Genomic DNA, 19,435 nt, shown 5'->3' on the forward strand with positions numbered 1-19,435 from the left:
GCCCAGCCGTCATCTGCCTCAAGCCGCTGGTGGCGTCTTGCCGTCGTTGTTGCTGCCGCTGCTGTTTCCGAGCAGCGACGACACCCCGCCCTTGCTGCTCAGAAACTTGTTGAGCAACTCCTGCACGATGGGGCTCTTGCCGGATACGCCTTCGATCGCCTTGCCCACCGACAGCGCCTTGGCGAAATTGTCGAAGAACGCGCCTTCGCCGCCGACGATGTCAATGTTGGCCTTGCTGAGCGCGGACGACAGCACTTCGGCTTGGTCCTTGGCGACACTCTTGTTGGCTTCGATGGCCGCAAGCGCCTGCTCGAAGTTCTTTTCGAGCTGCATGCGAAACTCTTCGTGCGAGCGCGCCTGATCGTTCAGACCGCCGAGCGCGGTGAACTTCTCGGTCAGGCCCTTGGCCTCGGCGAACAGCTTGTCGCGCAGCACGTCGGCCTCGGACGTACCCACCTCGCGTGTGACCAGCGCCTTGGTGTTGCCCACCTGCGCCTCGCCGCGCGCCTGTGCCAACAGACGCTCTTCCAGCACCCGGGCATCGGCCAGACCCTGCTTCTCGTTGGCGTCCGCCGTCGCTTCGATCACGCGGGCATGGGCCAGGCCCTTTTCCTGATCGCCCTTGGCTTCGGCAATCAGGCGCTCGGAGATCACCTTGGCCTGCGCCATGCCTTCCTTCTCGATGGCGGCGGCGGTCACTTCGCGCACCTTCGCATCGGCAAGACCCGGCGCTGCACGTTCCACTTCAATGGCTTCGGCCATCTTCTTCTTGGCTTCTGCGGTCTTGGCGGAGGCTTCGAGTTCCGCCTGCGCCAGCGTCGTCACTTCCACGGCCTTGTGGCGGGATGCGATCTCGTCGGCCTCGGCCTTCTTCACCTGACGCACCAGTTCTTCCTGAGCGGCCGCTTCAGCGGTGAGCACGGTGACCTGCTTCATGCGATCGGCTTCGGAGACCGCACGCACTTCCTTGATGCGTTCTTCTTCCTGCGCCACGGTCTTTTCCACCGCCACGCGTTCGCGGATCACGTTGGCGATGTTGGCCTTTTCGACTTCAATGGCCTTTTCTTTTTCGATGCGCTGCAACTCCACTTCGCGTTGGCGCGAGACGATTTCAAGGTCCTTCGCACGCGTGACCTTTTCGACTTCGATCACCACCGCGCGCTCGCGGTTCTGCTGCGCCACGGCCACTTCGCGCTGGCGGTTTTCTTCGCGAATGTCGAGCTGTTCCTGCGTCTGGATGCGCGCGTTCTCGGCCTTCAGGCGTTCTTCCTCCTGCACCTTCTGCGTCTCGGCCTGCTCGCGTGCCTGAATGGTCGCGATCTCGCGTTTCTGGCGGGCTTCGGCATCGGCCTGTTGACGCGCCAAGGCCAGCATCGCTTCCTTGGTTTCGACGTTCTTCTTGGTGATCGCCAGATCGGCGTTGCGTTCCAGTTCGTTGGTCACGATGTTCTGGTTGGCGGTCAGCTCGGTGATCTTGCGGATGCCTTCAGCATCGAGAATGTTGTTCGGATCGAGCGAGGACTTCGGCGTCTGCTCCAGGTAGTCGATGGCCACGTCTTCGAGCACATAGCCGTTCAGGTCGTTGCCGATCACATGGATGATCTGGTCGCGGAAATCCTGGCGGTTCTCGAACAGCTTCACAAACTCGATCTGCTTGCCCACGGTCTTCAATGCTTCGGAGAACTTGGCGTTGAACAGCTCGTTGACGGCCACTTTGTCGGAGGCGCGATCCACGCCGATCGACTTGGCCACCTTGAGCACGTCTTCCGAGGTTTCGTTCACGCGCAGATAGAAGGCCACGGTGATGTCGGCGCGCATGTTGTCCTTGCAGATCAGACCTTCCTTGCCGCGTCGGTCGATCTCCAGCGTGATCAGCGAAATCTGCATGAACTCCTTCTTGTGGATCACGGGCAGCACCAGGCCGCCGGTGAACTTCACCTTGGGCTGCGAGGTCGTGTCGTTGATGATCAACGCCGTGCCTTGCGGGACCTTGATGTAGAAGGCCTTGACCATGGCGAGCATGGCGAAGATCAGGATGACGATGACCGCAACGGTCACGCCGAGAACGATGTACCACTCGGAGAAGTTCAAGCTCATGGGTTCAGTCCCTCACAGTGAAAACAAGAATCGAGAATCGAGAAAAAAAGCGGTGCCAACTTTCAGCGCGGCGGCAGCTCGGTGCCGTCGAATTCGGCCTTGCTGACCACGCGCCAGGCGTTGTGTTCCTTCATGTGTTCGATGAGCACGACCTCGGTGCCGCGCGCCAGTTCGCGGTCGAACGAGCGCATCTGCACGTTGAGCCCGCCGCCGCCGTCTTCCACGCTGCCGTAGCCCTGGCTTGCATTGACGATGGCGCTGCGCACCAGCCCCGAGCGGCCCAGAACGATCTTGGCTTCTTCAGGCGGCGCAACCATTGCGATCACCTTGCGCAGCGGCCGCAGCACGATGACCGTGGCGATGAAACCCAGCACGGCAGCGGCGGCAAAGAGGCCGGTGCCGGTGGCGATGTTCAGCAGCGTCCAGCCCTGCGGCATCGGCACGGCATGCGCGAGCGTGTAGCTGATCAGCCAGGACAGCAGAAACAGCACGGTGAGGATCACGGTGAGCGGAACGCCGCCCAGGCCCACCTTGAGCAGCAGGCCGGCGAGCGCGCCGATGGAGTCTTCCGGGCCGTGCGCGTGATGGCTGCCATCGAAGAGCGCCCAATGATCGATCGTGTGGTGGTCCACCAGACCGAAGATGGCGATCACCCAGTACAGCAGCATGCTCAGCAGCAGCATGCCGAAGATGAATGTCGGAAAACTCAGTGCGTACTGCAAAAAAGCCGCCATGCAGACCCTCCTTCAACGGTTTGATGTTGTTCGGCGCTGCCTCGCTTGGCGATCTCACGAGGTCAGCATTTTCTTGGCCATCGGGATGTTGTTCTGTCTCTTCTTTTCGAGCACTCTTGGCGGTGCTCTTTTTTCGCTTTCCGGCAAACGATGCCAGAAAGCGCATCAGGCGCTGATCAGGCGGATTTCGATGCCTGCTGCTGCGCCTTCAATCGCTCCAGCACGGTCTGCGCACTGCCCGCCTGCGGGGTGATGCCGGCTGCGCGCAGCTTGGCGTCGAGCACGTCTTCATTGCTCTCGCGCGAAAGCTCCGCCGCGCTTTGCAGACGCGCGCCGCGCTCGGCCTGCTTCTGCTTGATGCGTTCGAGCGAATCGAGCGCGTTCTGCACACGCGATTGCGAACCCGTGTAGCGACCGGCCACGGTGGCCTGCGCGCGCTGCACGCTCTCGGTGGCCTTCACCGTGTCGGCCTGTTGCTTCAGGCGCTTGATGTTGGTCTGCGCGGTGTTGATGGCGGCGCGCAGCTCTTCCACGCTCTGCGTGTAGGCCGTGCTTTGCGCCTCTTCCTCATCGCGCTGCGCTTCGAGCAGCGAGACCTTGCCCGCCACTTCGAGCGCAAGCGCTTCGTCATTCGTCTCCAGCGCCTTGATCGCATAGCCTTCGTACTCGGCGATCTTCATGCGCGTGGTCTGCAGCTTGCCCGCGGCGAGCTTCTGCTTGGCCATGATCTCGGCCAGTGCTTCCTTGGACTTGTTCAGATCGTTGTCCGCGTCGCGGATTTCCTGATCGAGGATGCGCAGCGCCTGGCTGTCGGTGACAGCCTCGCCCGCTTCATGTGCAGCACCGCGCAGCGCGGTCACCAGCTTGTTCCAAACGGCCATGATGAACTCCTTTTGCTGTGGGTTGTGGATGACGATGGACTGCGTCGCGCCGCCGCCCTCAGGCGGTTTCCGCAACGCGCGGCAGGTAGGACGCGAGCGCCTCGGTCACCTGGATCACGTTGTCGGCCAGCGTGAGGATCTCGCAGATGATGTCGTCGCTGCTGGCGGACGAGCGCAGCGCGGCGAACATCACATAGCCCTCGCCGCTCGCGCCCAGTGGCTCCAGCGCGATGGTGGCGAAGGGAAAGAGCTTCTGCAGCCGCAGGATCTGCTCGTTGAGTCCCGCACGGTCGGTCACGTCGCTGGCCGACCAGAGAAAGGACTCGACCACCAGTTGCTCGCCCGAGAGCGCAACGTGCACGGGCAGATCGCCAAAGTCGGGCAGCGTGACCAGCAGGCTGGCGTCGGCGCCTTCGAGCACCTCGACCTGCAGCTTGCCGTCCTGGGCCAGCGCCGAGGTCTTCAGGTCAGCCGCGAGACTGCGGACATTCCAGTACGAGTGAGAGCCTGTTTCCATGTCTTCCTCCTTGTCATGCAACGTCAAAGAACCCGCTGGAGCCGTGGGCAGGCGCATGAGCTTTTCCAGCCGATGCAATGCCGCCCCGTGCTCGGGAAGTATCCAGACCTCCTTCTTGACCAGCCCCTGCTCACGCAAGCGCTGGCGATGGAGTCTCTGGTAGTAGGCCGATGTTTTCTCTTCCATGTCACTACTGTAGATTCATTACATGTGATGATGACATGTAATTGTTTCGAGTGGTTAAAAACCATGCAACACGATGTGTTTTGATACAAAAAAGCCGCCAACAGCGCTCCACTGTTGGCGGCTTCCTGCTTTTGCGCAAGAGTGGGCTTACTGGTTGCCGGGTTTGTTGCCGGGAGTCCAGCGTTTGAGCAACAGGGCGTTGGTCATCACGCTCACCGAGGAAAGCGCCATCGCAGCACCCGCCACCACCGGGCTCAGATAGCCCAGCGCCGCCAGCGGAATGCCCGCCACGTTGTACGCAAAAGCCCAGAACAGGTTCTGGCGGATCTTGCGCACCGTGCGGTGCGAGATGTCGAGCGCCGCGCCCACCAGCTTGGGGTCGCCGCGCATCAGCGTGATGCCGGCTGCATGCATCGCCACGTCCGTGCCGTTGCCCATGGCCATGCCCACGTCGGCAGCGGCCAGCGCGGGCGCGTCGTTCACGCCGTCGCCCACCATCGCCACCACATGGCCGCCCTGCTTGAGCTGCGCGATCGTCGCCGCCTTGTCGCCGGGCAGCACTTCGGCCATGACTTCGCCAGCGTCCGGGTCAAGCCCCAAGCGCCGCGCCATCGCATAAGCCGCGCCCTTGTTGTCGCCCGAAATCATCACGCAGCGCACGCCCTTGGCACGCAGATCGGCCAGCGCTTCCTTCGCGCCCGGCTTGGGCTCATCACCAAACGCCAGCAGGGAGACCGCCACGAGGCCGCTGGTGCGTCTTTCGGCCACGGCTGATACCGTGGCACCCTTTTCCTGCAAATCGCTCGCCACGACCCGCAAATCGCCCAGATCGACATTCAGCTCCTGCATCCAGCGCAGACTGCCGATCAGGAAACTGCGCCCCGCCACCTCGCCCTCGGTTCCGCGACCGGGCACGGCACGCACCCCATCCGGCTCCGGCACGGCGATGCCGCGCTCCTTGGCCGCATTCACCACGGCGCGCGCCAGCGGGTGTTCGCTGCCGCTTTGCACGCTCGCCACCGCAGCGAGGATTTCGGCCTCGGGCAAGGATGGTTCCACGTGAAACGCTATCAATCTTGGTTGTCCCACGGTCAGCGTGCCGGTCTTGTCGAACGCCACGGTGTCCACCTTGTGCGCCACTTCCAGCGCCTCGGCGTCCTTGATCAGAATGCCGTTCTTGGCAGCCACTCCCGTCCCGGCCATGATCGCGACGGGCGTCGCCAGCCCCAGCGCGCAAGGGCAGGCAATCACCAGCACCGCCACGGCGTGGATCAGCGATTCCTCCAGCCCCGCACCCACCGCCATCCAGCCGATGAAGGTGGCGAGCGCGATCAGCAGCACCACCGGCACGAAGACCGACGACACCTTGTCCACCAGCCGCTGTATCGGAGCCTTGGCCGCCTGCGCGTCCTCCACGAGGCGAATGATGCGCGCCAGCACGGTCTCCGAGCCCACGGCCGAGACCTGCATGACGATGCGGCCATCGCCATTGATCGAACCGCCCGTGAGCGGTGCACCGGCCTCGCGCACCACAGGCAGCGGCTCGCCCGTCAGCATGGATTCATCGACCTGCGTGTAGCCTTCGACGATCACGCCATCCACCGGAATGCGCTCGCCGGGTCGCACGACCAGCTTGTCGCCGGACATCACTTCGGCAATCGGCACATCGACCTCGCCATCGCGCCCGATCAGGTGCGCCACGTCGGGCCGCAGCGCATGCAGCGCGCGAATCGCCGCCGTGGTCTGGCGCTTGGCGCGCGCCTCCAGCCACTTGCCCAGCAGCACCAGCGTGATCACCACCGCCGACGCCTCGAAGTACAGATGCGGCGTGTGGCCCGGATGCGCCGTGAACCACAGCCACAGCGACAGCCCGAAGCCCGCGCTCGTGCCGATCGCCACCAGCAGATCCATGTTGCCCGACAGCGCCTTGAGCGCATGCCAGCCCGCCTTGTAGAAGCGCGCACCGAGGATGAACTGCACCGGCGCGGCCAGCACGAACTGCGCCCACGCAGGCAGCATCCAGTGCTTGCCGAACAGATCGCCGAACATCGGCAGCACCAGCGGCGCAGACAGCAGCAGGCCAATCGCCACCGGCATGAAGCCCGCCCATGGCGAAGCGGATGATTCCTCATCCGCCTCCTGCTCGGCCACCGTGCGCGGCTCGTAGCCCGCGTTGCGCACGGCGCGGCGCAGGATGGCGTCGATGTCGGCTTGCGACACCTCCGCGCCGAAGGTCACATGGGCGCGCTCGGTCGCCAGATTCACCGTGGCGTCCTGCACGCCAGGCACCTTGCGCAGCGCCCGTTCCACACGGCCCACGCAGCTCGCACAGGTCATGCCGCCGATGCCGAGATCGACGGACGAAAGCACAGGGGAAGTTGTTGCGGTATCAGTCATGGCCTCGAAGTTAAAGCCTCACATCATGTGAAGGTCAAGCGGTTTCTTTTTTCTTAGGGTCTACGAAGCCTTTGCGGCTTCGATTGGTTATTCGTGCTGAGGCGCCAATACAGCCCTTCATACTTTGTTGCGAAGCCTTGCCGTACATGAGTACTGTCTGCGGCCTCGCGTCGCGTCTGAAGGGCTGTCTTGGCGTTGTGGGGTGGGATCGTGTTTCAGTGAACACTGCCGAGTTCAGAGTTTGGGGATGCAGAAATCAGAAAGCGGAAAACCACCGCTGTTCTGCTCCGTTCCATGTCGATCTGGAGCACTGCTGTTCCAGTCTGGAACAGCCCCGCCGCGTTCGGTGGCGCAAAGCAGTCTGATCCAATGCCGATGGGCGGTGGCACGGTATTTGTAACCCGTTGCAGTGCCAGCGAAACAACTACACCGCCCCGTCGGAGACAAGGAAACCCCCCATGCACGCCGTATCCATTCGCGCACCGTTCAAGCTCGCGGCCCTGAGCGGCCCTCTCATCGCACTGGCACTGGCCCAAGCAGCCCACGCACAAGCGACGCAGACACTGCCCGCCATCACCGTCCAGAGCACGCTCGCGCCCACCACGCTGGAGCAGACACCCGCGTCTATCACCGTGGTCGATGGCGACAAGGCGCGTGATCGCCAGTGGCAGGTCAACCTCTCCGAAGCCCTGCCCGGCGTGCCCGGTCTGCTGCTGCAGAACCGCCAGAACTTCGCGCAGGACCTGCAACTGTCGATCCGCGGCCACGGCGCGCGCTCCACGTTCGGCGTGCGCGGCGTGCAGATCTTTGTCGACGGCATCCCCGCCACCATGCCCGACGGCCAGGGCCAGATCAGCAACATCGACCTGTCGTCCGCCGAGCGCATCGAAGTGCTGCGCGGCCCCTACTCGGCGCTGTACGGCAACTCCGCAGGCGGCGTGCTCAATGTCTACACCGAGCGCGGCGAAGGCGCACCGCAGGTCGAAAGCACTTTTGCGCTCGGCAGCAATGGCCAAAAGCGCCTCGGCCTCAAGGCCAAGGGCGAAGCCAACGGCATCGGCTACGTGGTCAGCGCCAGCCGCTACCTCACCGATGGCTGGCGTGCCCAGAGCGCGGCTGACAAGAACCTGCTGAACGCCCGCATCGACACCCAGATCGGCGAAAACGGCGAAGGCGGCCACCTCACGCTGGTGGCCAGCCATGTCGCCGTCGATGCGCTCGACCCCGGTGGCCTCACGCCCGCCGACTGGGCCGCCAATCCCCGCGCCGTGGCCAAAAACCCGATCGACTACAACTCGCGCAAGAACACCCGCCAGACGCAAGCCGGCCTCACCTACGAACGCAAGATCGACGCCGCCAACAGCCTGCGCGTCATGGTCTACGCGGGCGAGCGCGAGATCGTGCAATACCAGTCCACCCCCGCCGCATCACAGACCGCAGCCACCAGCGCAGGCGGCGTGATCGACCTGCAGCGCAGCTACGGCGGCACGGACATGCGCTGGGCACACAACGGCGAACTCGCATCGCGCCCACTGAACCTCGTCGTCGGCCTTGCCGCCAACATCGTCGAAGAAGACCGCCGCGGCTACAACAACTTCATCGGCACCACGCTCGGCGTAGAAGGCGCACTGCGCCGCAAGGAACGCAACACGCTCACCAACGTGGACCCCTACGCGCAAGCGTCGTGGACCTTCGCCCCCGACTGGACCGCCCAGGCCGGCCTGCGCTGGAGCAACGTGCAACTCGAATCGCGCGACAAATACATCGTCAAAGGCAATGGTGACGACAGCGGCAACACCAGCTACCACCGCCTGCTGCCCCTGCTCTCGCTGCAATACCGAGTAAACGAAAGCGCCAACGCATACGCCTCGCTCGGCAGCGGCTTCGAGACCCCGACCTTCAACGAAATCTCCTACCGCCCCGCAAGCCAGCCGGGCCTGAACTTCGGCCTCGAACCGGCGACATCCACCAGCGCAGAAATCGGCTGGAAACAACGCTATGCCGCAGGCGATGGCCACCTGCGCGGCGAATGGACTGCCGCCGTCTTCCAGACCCGCACCCGCAACGAAATCGTCGTCGCCGACAACACCGGTGGCCGCAGCAGCTATCAAAACGCAGGCCGTACCAAGCGCCAAGGTGTGGAGCTGAGCAACAGCACCAGACTCGGCGATCAACTCCAACTCAACGCAGCCTTCACCTGGCTCGACGCCACCCTCAGCCAAGGCTTCTGTGACGCCAAGGGCACCGCCTGCGTCCCCGCAGGCAAACGCATCGCAGGCACGGCCAAGACACAGGCTTATCTCGGCCTCGACTGGAAACCCATCACCGGCGTGAACCTCGGTGTGGACTGGCGCCGCGTCGGCTCTGTCGCAGCCAACGACAGCAACAGCGTCATGGCCCCGTCCTACGGCGTGTTCGGCGCAAGTGCTGGCTACACCGCGCGCTTCGGGGCGTGGAAGCTCAGCACGTTTGCGCGGGTGGACAATCTTGCGGACAAGAAATACGTGGGGTCTGTGATCGTGAACGAGGGGAATGGGCGGTTTTATGAGAGTGCTACGGGGAGGCAGTGGATGGTGGGGATGAGTGCTGCTTATCAATTCTGAAACGTGCGCTTTTCAGGGCTTGCTTGCCGGGTGTTCGCCCCGGCGGGCGAGTAACTTTTCGCTGGCGCGCGAAAAGTCACCAAAAGCGCGCTTTCAATACCCACGATAGAACTCACTGCGCGCCAAGGCGCTCCGTTCGGGCAACTATCGTGAGTCAGATTTTTCATAAGAGGTGTGTCACGGCACTTCGCGTTGCTCGTGCTGCATCTCGCGACGACGCGAGATGCCTATGCATAAGCACTGTGACGAATTCGATGAGACTCGACTCAACGCGCGCGACAACCAAGATCATTCCGTCGCGAGACTTGCGCCTCCGCTGCTGCATCGCAGAATGCAGCAGCCCCCTCCCCAGCTTTTGCTCTGACTCACGATAGTTGCCCGAACGGAGCGCCTACGGCGCAAAGTGAGTTCTATCGTGTGACCCCGAATTCAAAGCGCTTTTTGGTGACTTTTTGGCGCAAGCAAAAAGTTACTCGCCCGCCGGGGCGAACTCCCGGCACCCGAAATCAACCACCTAGCAGAAGCAAAAAAACGGAGCCTCAAAGACTCCGTCAAACAAAAGAATCACTTCGTCGAATCCCGACGATCTTCAAGATAAGACCGAACCGCCCAGATCGCCTCCTGCGTCAAAGTCCCCTCAAAAGGCGGCATGTACACCCGCCCATCCCGTGTACGCCCCCTCCGCACCGTCCCCACGTAGAAATCATCCATTTCCTTGTAGCAAGCCGCCTTCTTGGCCGCATCGGCAAGCCCGCCGCAGTCGTCATCGAACTTGCGCAGATCCGGCGCGATGCCGCCAGACAGCGCCTCCAGCCCGTGGCAACGCGCGCAGTTCTGGTTGTATGCCGAGCTGCCGATGCGCAGCGCCTCCTTGCGGGCTGGGCTGGCCTTGTCGTATGGGTTGGACTCCAGCCACTTCTCGCCAAGCTGCGGCAGCGAGCTGGTGTCGACGGCCTGCGGGACCATGTCGCCGTGGGCCATCACCGCAGTGGATGTGCAGGCCACAAAGGCCAGCGCCAGCGCACGCCGCAGCAGCAGTTGCGCAGGTGCGGAAGGGAGCGGGAAGGAGAAGGTGAAAGAAGAAGATGATCGTTTCATGGTGGTTGTCTCCGGTTATTGGGGATGGAACGAAAGCTCCGAGAAAGCAAAAGAGAAAACAATTCGGCTTGACTCCCTTCCAAAGCAAGTTGCAGGCCACGCCGGGCCGCTTTGCCGCTGTTCGGGCCCCATTGCTGCAAACTGCATCAAGCCCATCCCGAACTGTCCCAATTTGGAGCAGTGGACTGCCACTTGGACTACAGCGGCTCGCGGCCTTGGGGATATCCCAGTTGCCGCCTCTATTGCCTATAAAGAGAATTCCGTCCATATCAAGAGCCAAGGCCCGCAAGCGTGGCCTGCGCTGGGCGCCACAGTTGACGAACAAGTGAACGCCCACCGACACCAGGCCACTCCTGCAAGCCCAACACGAGACAAGCACCACATGAGCACGGAATCCTTCACTCGCGTACCTGCGCAGCAGAATGCTTCTGCTGCTCCGATCCCGCTGGATGGCCACGTCGCAGAAGTGCTGGACAAGGCCAACCGCCGCTCGCAGACCTATGGCGTCGCCGTGCATGACGAGCCGGACTACTCCAGCCCCAGCCGTGGCCACATGAGCAGCGTGATGGACGAGAACCGCTTTCTCTTCCAGCACGCCGCGCCCATCATGGAGACGCTGTACGGCCAGATCGCCAACACCCACAGCATGGTGCTGCTGACCTCAGCGCAGGGCATGGTGCTGCATTCGCTGGGCGACAACGACTTTCTCGAAAAGGCCAACCAGGTCGCGCTCGTGCCCGGCATGGACTGGTCGGAAAAGACCAAGGGCACGAACGCCATCGGCACCGCGCTGAGCGAGGAAGAAGCCATCACCGTGCACGGCAGTCAGCACTACATGAGCGCCAACCAGTCGCTCACCTGCTCGTGCTCGCCGATCTTCGATCCGCATGGTCAGGTGATCGGCGCGCTCGACGTGACGGGCGATCACCGCAGCTACCACCAGCACACGCTGGCGCTGGTGCGCATGTCGGCGCAGCTGATCGAGAACCACATGTTCGCGGACAGCTTTCCCAAGGCCGTGCGCCTGCATTTCCACTCGCGCCCCGAATTCCTCGGCACGCTGGTCGAAGGCATCGCCGTGTTCTCGCCCGATGGCCGTTTCATCTCCGCCAATCGCAGCGCGCAGTTCCAGCTCGGCCTGTCGTATCACGCGCTCAAGGCGCACACGTTCTCGTCGCTGTTCAATCTGCCGATGTCCGCGCTGTTCGAACTGTTCAGCGGCTCGGCATCGACACCGCGCCAACTCGGCATGCACAACGGCGTGTCGGTCTGGTGCCGCACCGAAATCAAACCCGCAGGTCCCTGGGCGCCGCCGTCGCTGGCTCCCGTTCAACGCGATGGTTCAGCCTCGCCCACTTCCGCGCCGCAACCACTGCGCACAGCAGCGCCAGCGGCTGAATCACGCTGCAAGCCACATCTGTCGTCGCTGCAGTATCTGGACACGGGCGATGCGCAGATTTCCTCGGTCATCCAGAAGCTGCGCCGCATCGTCGATCGCGACATTCCGGTGATGATTCTGGGCGAGACCGGCACCGGCAAGGACCTGCTCGCGCAAGCCATCCACAACGATTCCGCGCGCGCACGCCAGCCCTTCGTGGCGGTGAATTGCGCGTCGATTCCCGAGTCGCTGATCGAAGCCGAACTCTTCGGCTACGAAGAAGGCGCGTTCACCGGCGCACGCAAGAAGGGCTCGGTCGGCAAGATCGTGCAGGCGCATGGCGGCACGCTGTTTCTCGATGAAATCGGCGACATGCCCAAGCACTTGCAGGCGCGTTTGCTGCGCGTGCTGCAGGAGCGCAAAGTCAGCCCGCTGGGCGCGAGCAAGGAGATCGAGGTCGATGTGACCGTGATCTGCGCCACGCACAAGAACATCAAGGACATGATCGCGCGCGGCGACTTCCGCGAAGACCTGTACTACCGCTTGAACGGCCTCGTCGTGCGCCTGCCCGCGCTGCGCGAGCGCACGGACTTCGAAGTCGTTGTGAAGAAAGTGCTCAAGTCGCTGTGCGACAGCGGCCAGCAGATCGACATCTCGCCCGAGGTGATGACGCTGCTGTCCAGCTACCACTGGCCCGGCAATCTGCGCCAGTTGCACAACCTGTTGCGCACCGCCGTCGTCATGGTGGACGAGCATGGCTCCATCGATGCCGATCATCTGCCCGATGATTTTTTGGAAGAGCTGCGCATCGGCGACGCCGCGCCGATCGCGATCGAAGCCTCGGTCATCCACACGGCCACCACGGCCAACGGCAAGAGCGATGACGACGCCAACGACAGCGCGCGTCTGCAGGACGTCACGCTCAACGCGATGGCACAGATGTTGCGGACTCACAAGGGCAATGTGTCGGCGGCGGCCAAGGCGCTCGGGGTGTCTCGCAACACCATCTACCGCAAGAAGAACCTGCTGCCTCCCGACCTGCTGAACTGAGGCTTCGCAGACGAAGAAATCAGCCCGTCCGACATGACCGCTCGGACGGGCGACGGTCTGCCTGCGTGCCTCGCCCACAAGGCCCACGGAGACAACCACGCATGACGACCATCGCCCCCATCCCCACCCACACGCGCTACGACCGTTTCTCGGTGCTGCTGCACTGGCTCATGGCCGCATTGCTGATCGCCGAACTTGGCCTTGGCCTGTGGATGACGGGGCTGCCCAAGGATGCGAGCGGCATTCGCGCCTACTGGTTCAACATCCACAAATCCATCGGCATGACGCTCGGTCTGCTGATCATCACGCGCGTGGTCTGGGCCATCGCTCGCGCGCGCGTTGCCGCCGTGCCCATGGCACCGCTGCTGCAAAGACTTGCGCAGGCCAACCATGGTCTGCTGTATCTGTTCATGCTGCTGGTGCCGCTGTCGGGCTTTCTGGGCTCGGTGTTTTCGGGCTATCCGATCCGCTTTTTCGGCCTCAAGCTGCCCCAGCTTGCCGAGCGCTGGGACGACGCCAAGGCGTTCATGAGCATCGTGCACGAGTGCTCGGTCTACACGCTGATGCTGCTCATCGCAGTGCACGTGCTCGCGTTCGTGCATCACCAGTTCATCCTCAAGGACGGACTGATTCGCCGCATGCGCTGAACCACGACTCAGTGCAACACCCATGGAGCACTGCCACACGTGTGCTCCGTAAGTGAACAGTCCGCGCGCCACACTTCGCTCCACATTTGAACGACCAGCGCACCGCTGACCACGCAGAACACCGTGGCACATGTATTGCAGATGCCCGGTTGCGATTCATCGACAACCATACGAGGAGCAAACCACCATGTCCAAACCGGCCTTCCGCAATCTGCGCCTGAACACTGTGTGTCTGGCCATCGTCGCCACCACGGCCCTGCCCGCCTTCGCCGTCAAACCCGTCTCGTGGGAAGACATCGCCAACGATGCCAAGACCCCCGGCGACGTGCTCTCCTACGGCCTTGGCCTCACCGCGCAGCGCTATAGCCCGCTCAAGACGCTGAACACCAAGAACGTGGCCGGCCTCGTTCCCGCATGGAGCTACTCGTTCGGCGGCGAAAAGCAGCGTGGCCAGGAAGCCCAGGCGCTGGTACATGACGGCGTGGTCTACGTGACCGCTTCGTACTCGCGCTTCGTCGCCATCGACGCACGCAGCGGCAAGCGCCTGTGGACCTACGAGCATCGCCTGCCCGAAGACATCCGCCCCTGCTGCGACGTGGTCAACCGCGGCCCTGCGATCTATGGCGACAAGGTCTACTTCGGCACGCTGGACGCCCGCGTGATCGCGCTCGATCGCACCACCGGCAAGGTCGTGTGGAACGAGAAGTTCGGCGATCACAAGGTCGGCTACACCATGACCGGCGCGCCCTTCATCATCAAGGACCAGAAGACCGGCAAGGTGCTGCTGGTGCACGGCTCGTCGGGTGACGAATTCGGCGTGGTCGGCTACCTCTACGCACGCGATCCCGACACCGGCAAGGAAATCTGGGCACGTCCGCTGGTCGAAGGCCATGTCGGCCGTCTGAACGGCGAACCCAGCACGCCCACCGGCGACCCGAAGGCACCGACCTGGCCCAACGACCCCAACTCCCCCACCGGCAAGGCAGAAGCCTGGAGCCAGGGCGGCGGCGCACCGTGGCAGACACCATCGTTCGACGTGGAGACCAACACCATCGTCGTCGGCACCGGCAACCCCGCGCCATGGAACACCTGGAAGCGCACCGCCAAGGGCGACGATCCACGCAACTGGCCCAGTCTCTACACCTCGGGCCAGGCCTACATCGACCCGACGACCGGCAAGCTCAAGGGCTTCTTCTCGCACACGCCCAACGATGCATGGGACTTCTCGGGCAACAACTCCGTGCTGCTGTTCGACTACAAGGACAAGGCCACCGGCAAGACCGTCAAGGCCTCCGCGCACGCCGACCGCAATGGCTTCTTCTTCGTGACCGACCGCGAAAAGCTCGCCAAGGCCGACGGTGGCCATCCATGGAAACAGAACGCCATCATCAACGCCTGGCCATTCGTGGACGGCATCACCTGGGCTTCGGGCTTCGACCTGAAGACCGGCCTGCCGATCGAGAAGAACAACCGTCCGCCAGAGCCCAAGGAAGGCCAGGAAAAGGGCGACAGCATCTTCGTGTCGCCACCGTTCCTGGGCGGCACCAACTGGATGCCGATGAGCTACAGCCCCGACACCGGCCTGTTCTACATCCCCGCCAACCACTGGGCGATGGACTACTGGTCGGAGCAGATCACCTACAAGCCGGGCGCGGCCTATCTGGGTCAGGGCTTCCGCATCAAGAAGCTGCATGACGACCACGTCGGCATCCTGCGCGCCATCAACCCGCAGACCGGCAAGATCGCATGGGAACACAAGGAGCAGTTCCCGCTGTGGGCCGGCACGCTCACCACGGCAGGCAATCTGCTGTTCACCGGCACGTCCGACGGCTACGTGAAAGCGTTCGACTCCAAGACCGGCAAGGAGCTGTGGAAGTTCCAGACCGGCTCCGGCGTGGTCTCGGTGCCGATCACCTGGCAGATGGACGGCGAGCAATACGTCGGCATCCAGTCCGGCTACGGCGGTGCCGTGCCGCTGTGGGGTGGCGACATGGCCGAGCTGACCAAGCAAGTCACGCAAGGCGGCTCGATGTGGGTCTTCAAGCTGCCCAAGCAAGTGGCCAGCAAGTAACCCACACCGCAGATCGACATGAGAAAAACAGCTGCGCTCATCCTCACGTGCGCAGCCGTGACACTGACCGGTATGGTCAGTGTCACGGCATCGGCACAGACACCCGGCGACAAGGCATCCGGCAATGCAGCGGATTTCGCCACGCCGGCATCCAACGAACCGCAGATCATCAACGGCTGCCCCATCTGGCCCTACACGCGCTGCCCCGGCGCGGACCTGCGACATGCCGATCTGGTCGGCAAGAACCTGGCAGGTTCCGATCTGCGCGGAGCCGACCTGACACGCGCCGACCTGCGCGGCGCGAATCTCGCGGCGGCCAATCTCGAAGGAGCGAACCTCACCGGAGCACGCCTGTCCAAGGCCACAGCCGCCAACACCGACTTCAAGAACGCCCGCTTCATCGGTGCCGATCTCGAAGGTGCGCGTTTGATGCGATCCGATTTTTCCGGCGCGGAGTTCATCGGCTCCAACCTTGAAATGGCGCGCTTCAATCACGCATGGTTCGTCGGCACCAAGTTCATCTCGAATGATCTGCAAGAAGCCAAGCTCGCGGCCACCAATCTGAAGGACGCCGTGTTCGAAGGCAACTTCGTGCGCTACACGCTGTTCCACGAATCGAACATGGAAGGCTGCAAGGGCTGCAAGAAAGAATGGGAGTGATCATCATGAAGACGCCACTGCGCAAGTCACTGCGGATCATGGCCACGCTTGCCGCTTCGCTGCTCACGGCCCACGCCGCGCAGGCCTACGAAGTCGTCAAGCCGCTGGTCGATACCGCATCGCTGCCCGCGTCCGCCAAGACCTGGGATGAGCCCAACCCACTGCGCAGCAACAAGGAAGCTGCCGTCATCGGCCGCAGCGCCTTCAATCAGGCCTGCGCGCAATGCCATGGTGCGGACGCCAACGGTTCGCGCTCGCCCGCGCCCGACCTGCGCCGTATGGGCCTTGGCTGCAGACGCATTCAGGACGAGGCCCTGCGCACGCGCTGCATGGGCGATGCCGATGCGTTCTTCATCAAATCGGTGCGCTACGGAAAGCAGAAATTCGGCATCGTTCACATGCCCCCATGGGAAGGCGTTTTGACACCGGATGTGGTCTGGTCGATTCGCAGCTTTGTGGAGACCGCACCGAAATAAAAAAAGAAGAAAAAGCGGTCCACACAGGCCGCTGAAGTCCGTCCGCCAGATCATGAATACCGCTCAGCCTCTTCTCTCACAACACCTGCGCATGCAATACGAGCCTGCGCAATCCGTCTGGACGCTGCACTCGCCTGAGGGGGCCGTGCAGCTCAACGACAGCGCGGCCGAAATCATGCGCCGCTGCGATGGCAAACACACCGTGGAAGCCATCGTCAGCGAGCTTGAAGAATTGTTTGAAACCGAGGGCATTGCGCCGCAAGTGCAGTCCCTGATAGATGAAGGAACACGCCGTGGCTGGCTCATCTGACAAGCTCCTGCAAGTGCGCGGCATCCTCGCCATGCTGTGCGCTGCACTCGTGCTGGTGTTCGCCTATCAATCCGCCAGCGAAGCGGCCAATGCAGTGTCTGCCAAGCTGCGCACGCAGGATGTTTCCGTGCTCGCCGCCACCTGTGTGACCTGTCACGCGCCCACGTCGGATGCGGGCGGCATCCCCGCATTGCAGGGCCGCAGCGCCGACGAATTGCTCACCCGTCTGCGCGCCTTCAAGTCCATCGACCCGGCCAAGGCGACCGCAGCATCGACCATCATGCCGCTGCTGCTGCAGGGCTATGACGACGTGCAGATCGAAGCGCTCGCGCAGTGGTTCGCCACGCGCGCAAAGGCACGCTGATGCAGCGCAGTCGACGCCAGTTGCTGGGTACCGCGCTGGCGGCTTTGGCTGCTCCCTCCTTCGTGCGAGCGCAGGCCGAATCGGCGCACATCGTGGTGGTCGGTGGCGGCTTTGGCGGAGGCACGGCAGCGCGTTATCTGCGGCAGTTGGCACCGCAGGTTCAGGTCACCTTGGTGGAGCCCGCACAGCGCTTCTATACCGGCCCTTTTTCCAATCTCTATCTCGCCGGTCTGCGCAGTTGGGAGAGCATCGGCCACGGCTTCGATGGTCTGCGCAAAGCAGGTGTGAAGGTGATCCACGAACGCGCCGAAGATGTCGATGCAGTCCAGCGCACCTTGAAGCTTTCCAACGGGCAAGTGCTGCGCTGGGACCGCCTTGTGCTCTCGCCCGGAATCGACCTGCGCTGGAACGCCATCGAAGGGTATGACGAAGCGGCTGCAGAGCGCGCACCGCATGCCTGGAAAGCCGGTCCGCAAACGCTGTTGCTGCGCAAGCAGATGGAGGCAATGCGCGATGGCGGCACCTTCGTCATGGTGATTCCGGACAACCCGTTTCGCTGCCCGCCCGGCCCGTATGAACGTGCGGCGATGGTGGCGCATCACTTCAAGCACCACAACCCGCGAGCCAGGATTCTGCTGCTCGATGCCAAGCAGAACTTCTCGAAGAAAGCACTGTTCATGCAGGGCTGGAAGGCCTTGTACGGCAACATGATCGAGTGGCAGGGCATTGCGCAGGATGGCCAGGTCGTGCGTGTCGATGCCGCGAATCTGGAAGTCGAAACCGTCTTCGGCGCACGCCACAAGGCCGATGTGCTCAACGTGATTCCGCCGCAGAAAGCGGGCTTCATCGCCGACCGCGCGGGCGTGACCGACTTGAGCGGCTGGGTGCCCGTGAAGGGCGAGAATTTCGAGTCCCGGCAGGTCCCCCACATCCACGTGGTGGGCGATGCGAGCTTTGCCGGGCCCATGCCCAAATCCGGCTTTGCGGCCAACAATCAGGGCAAGCTGGTGGCCGCCACCATCGCCGCCGATCTGCTCGGGCAGGAACGCCCCACCGCCATGTACGCCAACACCTGCTACAGCCTTGTGGGCCGCGACTACGGCATTTCCGTGGCGGGCATCTACCACTCGCAGGACGGCAGGCTGGTGGACATTCCACACTCCGTCGGCATCAGCCCCATGGATGCGGATGACGCGTTTCGCGCAGCAGAGGCGCGCTACGGCGCATCGTGGTACGCGGCCATCAGTCGGGATATCTGGGACCGCTGAAGCTCAGCTCCGCCCACCGCACCCAGGCCAGCACATGGCCCAGCTCCGCAGCGCGCAGAAACAGCGTCTGGGCACGCTGCATGTCGCTGGGCTCGCCCAGTCCCCATTCCGCCATGCAGGCCAACTCGAACCAGGCCGCCGAATCGCCATCGTCAGCAAGGCCTTGCCACAGCGTGCGCGCTTGCTGGTGATAGCCCAGCTTGCAGGCCGCATGGGCCTTGAGATGCTGTGCGTGCGGCCCATCCGCGTTCGCCACGGTCATCCATGCAGCACCCAGCAAAGTGCGCGGGTGCTGCGTTATCTGTGCCTGATCCAGATTCATGGCTTGGTCGAGAGAACAAAGGTGGCGAGCAGCTTGAGATCCGGTGCCTTGAGGCTGGAATGCGCGGGCATGGGAATGCGCCCGTATTTGCCCGTCGATCCCATCTGGATGGATTGCGACAGCGTGGCCACGGCATCCTTGTCGCCCTTGTACTTTTCGGCGATGGTGGCGAAGGCCGGACCGACGATCTTTTCCTTGGCCGAGTGGCAGCTGTAGCAGCCGGTCGCCTTCGCCAGATCCGTTGCGGCGGCCACGTCGATATCGTTGGCAGCGGCATGACCCGCCACGCCAGCCATGAGGAAACCGAAAATGAAAGCAGTGCGCATAGTCGTGGAGCAGAAAGGGTTGAAAAGCTTGTCTTTCCCCTTGCAGTGGC

General features: G+C 63.1%; 17 protein-coding genes. 9 read left to right on the forward strand and 8 right to left on the reverse strand.

Annotated features, from left to right (window positions below; translation table 11 throughout):
- Positions 1-18: 18 nt before the first annotated feature.
- The 5 genes from G7048_RS11455 to G7048_RS11475 all read right to left on the reverse strand — a co-directional run bounded on the left by G7048_RS11455 (position 19) and on the right by G7048_RS11475 (position 6,812).
- Entirely contained in the window at positions 19-2,097 is a 2,079-nt protein-coding gene (locus G7048_RS11455; RefSeq protein WP_166068261.1) for a flotillin family protein, read from the reverse strand.
- Between the two features lie 62 nt (positions 2,098-2,159).
- Complete coding sequence (locus tag G7048_RS11460; RefSeq protein ID WP_166068262.1) at positions 2,160-2,831, reverse strand: ubiquinone biosynthesis protein UbiH; 672 nt, start codon at positions 2,829-2,831, stop codon at positions 2,160-2,162.
- A gap of 176 nt (positions 2,832-3,007) precedes the next feature.
- On the reverse strand, positions 3,008-3,712 hold the full coding sequence (locus tag G7048_RS11465; RefSeq protein WP_166068263.1) for a PspA/IM30 family protein: 705 nt from the start codon (positions 3,710-3,712) through the stop codon (positions 3,008-3,010).
- Between the two features lie 58 nt (positions 3,713-3,770).
- Positions 3,771-4,415, reverse strand: a complete 645-nt coding sequence (locus tag G7048_RS11470; RefSeq protein ID WP_166068264.1) for a YjfI family protein — start codon at positions 4,413-4,415, stop codon at positions 3,771-3,773.
- Positions 4,416-4,562: 147 nt separating this feature from the next.
- Complete coding sequence (locus G7048_RS11475; protein WP_166068265.1) at positions 4,563-6,812, reverse strand: cation-translocating P-type ATPase; 2,250 nt, start codon at positions 6,810-6,812, stop codon at positions 4,563-4,565.
- A gap of 458 nt (positions 6,813-7,270) precedes the next feature.
- Between G7048_RS11475 and G7048_RS11480 the strand changes: the two genes are divergently transcribed.
- The gene (locus G7048_RS11480) at positions 7,271-9,415 is read left to right on the forward strand and encodes a TonB-dependent receptor (protein WP_166068266.1); all 2,145 of its coding nucleotides are present in this window, start codon (positions 7,271-7,273) and stop codon (positions 9,413-9,415) included.
- A 564-nt stretch (positions 9,416-9,979) separates the two neighbouring features.
- Here G7048_RS11480 and pedF read toward each other — a convergent pair.
- Positions 9,980-10,513, reverse strand: a complete 534-nt coding sequence (gene pedF, locus G7048_RS11485) for a cytochrome c-550 PedF (RefSeq protein WP_166068267.1) — start codon at positions 10,511-10,513, stop codon at positions 9,980-9,982.
- A 382-nt stretch (positions 10,514-10,895) separates the two neighbouring features.
- Between pedF and G7048_RS11490 the strand changes: the two genes are divergently transcribed.
- The 8 genes from G7048_RS11490 to G7048_RS11525 all read left to right on the forward strand — a co-directional run bounded on the left by G7048_RS11490 (position 10,896) and on the right by G7048_RS11525 (position 18,737).
- Positions 10,896-12,941: a sigma-54-dependent Fis family transcriptional regulator gene (locus G7048_RS11490; protein ID WP_166068268.1), complete on the forward strand. Its 2,046-nt coding sequence runs from the start codon at positions 10,896-10,898 to the stop codon at positions 12,939-12,941.
- A gap of 101 nt (positions 12,942-13,042) precedes the next feature.
- Positions 13,043-13,588: a cytochrome b gene (locus G7048_RS11495; protein WP_166068269.1), complete on the forward strand. Its 546-nt coding sequence runs from the start codon at positions 13,043-13,045 to the stop codon at positions 13,586-13,588.
- Between the two features lie 187 nt (positions 13,589-13,775).
- Positions 13,776-15,659, forward strand: coding sequence for a methanol/ethanol family PQQ-dependent dehydrogenase (locus G7048_RS11500; protein WP_166068270.1), 1,884 nt, complete (start codon positions 13,776-13,778; stop codon positions 15,657-15,659).
- Positions 15,660-15,677: 18 nt separating this feature from the next.
- A complete protein-coding gene (locus G7048_RS11505) occupies positions 15,678-16,319 on the forward strand; it encodes a pentapeptide repeat-containing protein (RefSeq protein ID WP_205750364.1) in 642 nt (213 codons plus the stop codon).
- 5 nt (positions 16,320-16,324) lie between these two features.
- Positions 16,325-16,795: a cytochrome c gene (locus G7048_RS11510; protein WP_205750365.1), complete on the forward strand. Its 471-nt coding sequence runs from the start codon at positions 16,325-16,327 to the stop codon at positions 16,793-16,795.
- Positions 16,796-16,847: 52 nt separating this feature from the next.
- Positions 16,848-17,105, forward strand: a complete 258-nt coding sequence (pqqD, locus tag G7048_RS11515) for a pyrroloquinoline quinone biosynthesis peptide chaperone PqqD (protein ID WP_166068272.1) — start codon at positions 16,848-16,850, stop codon at positions 17,103-17,105.
- The gene (locus G7048_RS11520; protein WP_166068273.1) at positions 17,089-17,469 is read left to right on the forward strand and encodes a hypothetical protein; all 381 of its coding nucleotides are present in this window, start codon (positions 17,089-17,091) and stop codon (positions 17,467-17,469) included. Before pqqD ends, G7048_RS11520 begins: the two co-directional genes overlap by 17 nt.
- Entirely contained in the window at positions 17,469-18,737 is a 1,269-nt protein-coding gene (locus G7048_RS11525; protein ID WP_166068274.1) for an NAD(P)/FAD-dependent oxidoreductase, read from the forward strand. Before G7048_RS11520 ends, G7048_RS11525 begins: the two co-directional genes overlap by 1 nt.
- On the opposite strand, the gene G7048_RS11530 is transcribed toward G7048_RS11525, so the two are convergent.
- Both G7048_RS11530 and G7048_RS11535 read right to left on the reverse strand, forming a co-directional pair.
- On the reverse strand, positions 18,712-19,059 hold the full coding sequence (locus G7048_RS11530; protein WP_166068275.1) for an SEL1-like repeat protein: 348 nt from the start codon (positions 19,057-19,059) through the stop codon (positions 18,712-18,714). The two genes, G7048_RS11525 and G7048_RS11530, sit on opposite strands and share 26 nt — an antisense overlap.
- Positions 19,056-19,385, reverse strand: a complete 330-nt coding sequence (locus tag G7048_RS11535) for a c-type cytochrome (RefSeq protein ID WP_166068276.1) — start codon at positions 19,383-19,385, stop codon at positions 19,056-19,058. Before G7048_RS11535 ends, G7048_RS11530 begins: the two co-directional genes overlap by 4 nt.
- Positions 19,386-19,435: the final 50 nt, after the last annotated feature.

Source organism: Diaphorobacter sp. HDW4B (assembly GCF_011305535.1).
GTDB lineage: Bacteria > Pseudomonadota > Gammaproteobacteria > Burkholderiales > Burkholderiaceae_C > Diaphorobacter_A.

Bases quoted from the DNA above. Each gene is read 5' to 3' on its own strand.
- G7048_RS11455 (WP_166068261.1), bottom strand. From the start codon at position 2,097: ATGAGCTTGAACTTCTCCGAGTGGTACATCGTTCTCGGCGTGACCGTT.
- G7048_RS11460 (WP_166068262.1), bottom strand. From the start codon at position 2,831: ATGGCGGCTTTTTTGCAGTACGCACTGAGTTTTCCGACATTCATCTTC.
- G7048_RS11465 (WP_166068263.1), bottom strand. From the start codon at position 3,712: ATGGCCGTTTGGAACAAGCTGGTGACCGCGCTGCGCGGTGCTGCACAT.
- G7048_RS11470 (WP_166068264.1), bottom strand. From the start codon at position 4,415: ATGGAAGAGAAAACATCGGCCTACTACCAGAGACTCCATCGCCAGCGC.
- G7048_RS11475 (WP_166068265.1), bottom strand. From the start codon at position 6,812: ATGACTGATACCGCAACAACTTCCCCTGTGCTTTCGTCCGTCGATCTC.
- G7048_RS11480 (WP_166068266.1), top strand. From the start codon at position 7,271: ATGCACGCCGTATCCATTCGCGCACCGTTCAAGCTCGCGGCCCTGAGC.
- pedF (WP_166068267.1), bottom strand. From the start codon at position 10,513: ATGAAACGATCATCTTCTTCTTTCACCTTCTCCTTCCCGCTCCCTTCC.
- G7048_RS11490 (WP_166068268.1), top strand. From the start codon at position 10,896: ATGAGCACGGAATCCTTCACTCGCGTACCTGCGCAGCAGAATGCTTCT.
- G7048_RS11495 (WP_166068269.1), top strand. From the start codon at position 13,043: ATGACGACCATCGCCCCCATCCCCACCCACACGCGCTACGACCGTTTC.
- G7048_RS11500 (WP_166068270.1), top strand. From the start codon at position 13,776: ATGTCCAAACCGGCCTTCCGCAATCTGCGCCTGAACACTGTGTGTCTG.
- G7048_RS11505 (WP_205750364.1), top strand. From the start codon at position 15,678: ATGAGAAAAACAGCTGCGCTCATCCTCACGTGCGCAGCCGTGACACTG.
- G7048_RS11510 (WP_205750365.1), top strand. From the start codon at position 16,325: ATGAAGACGCCACTGCGCAAGTCACTGCGGATCATGGCCACGCTTGCC.
- pqqD (WP_166068272.1), top strand. From the start codon at position 16,848: ATGAATACCGCTCAGCCTCTTCTCTCACAACACCTGCGCATGCAATAC.
- G7048_RS11525 (WP_166068274.1), top strand. From the start codon at position 17,469: ATGCAGCGCAGTCGACGCCAGTTGCTGGGTACCGCGCTGGCGGCTTTG.
- G7048_RS11530 (WP_166068275.1), bottom strand. From the start codon at position 19,059: ATGAATCTGGATCAGGCACAGATAACGCAGCACCCGCGCACTTTGCTG.
- G7048_RS11535 (WP_166068276.1), bottom strand. From the start codon at position 19,385: ATGCGCACTGCTTTCATTTTCGGTTTCCTCATGGCTGGCGTGGCGGGT.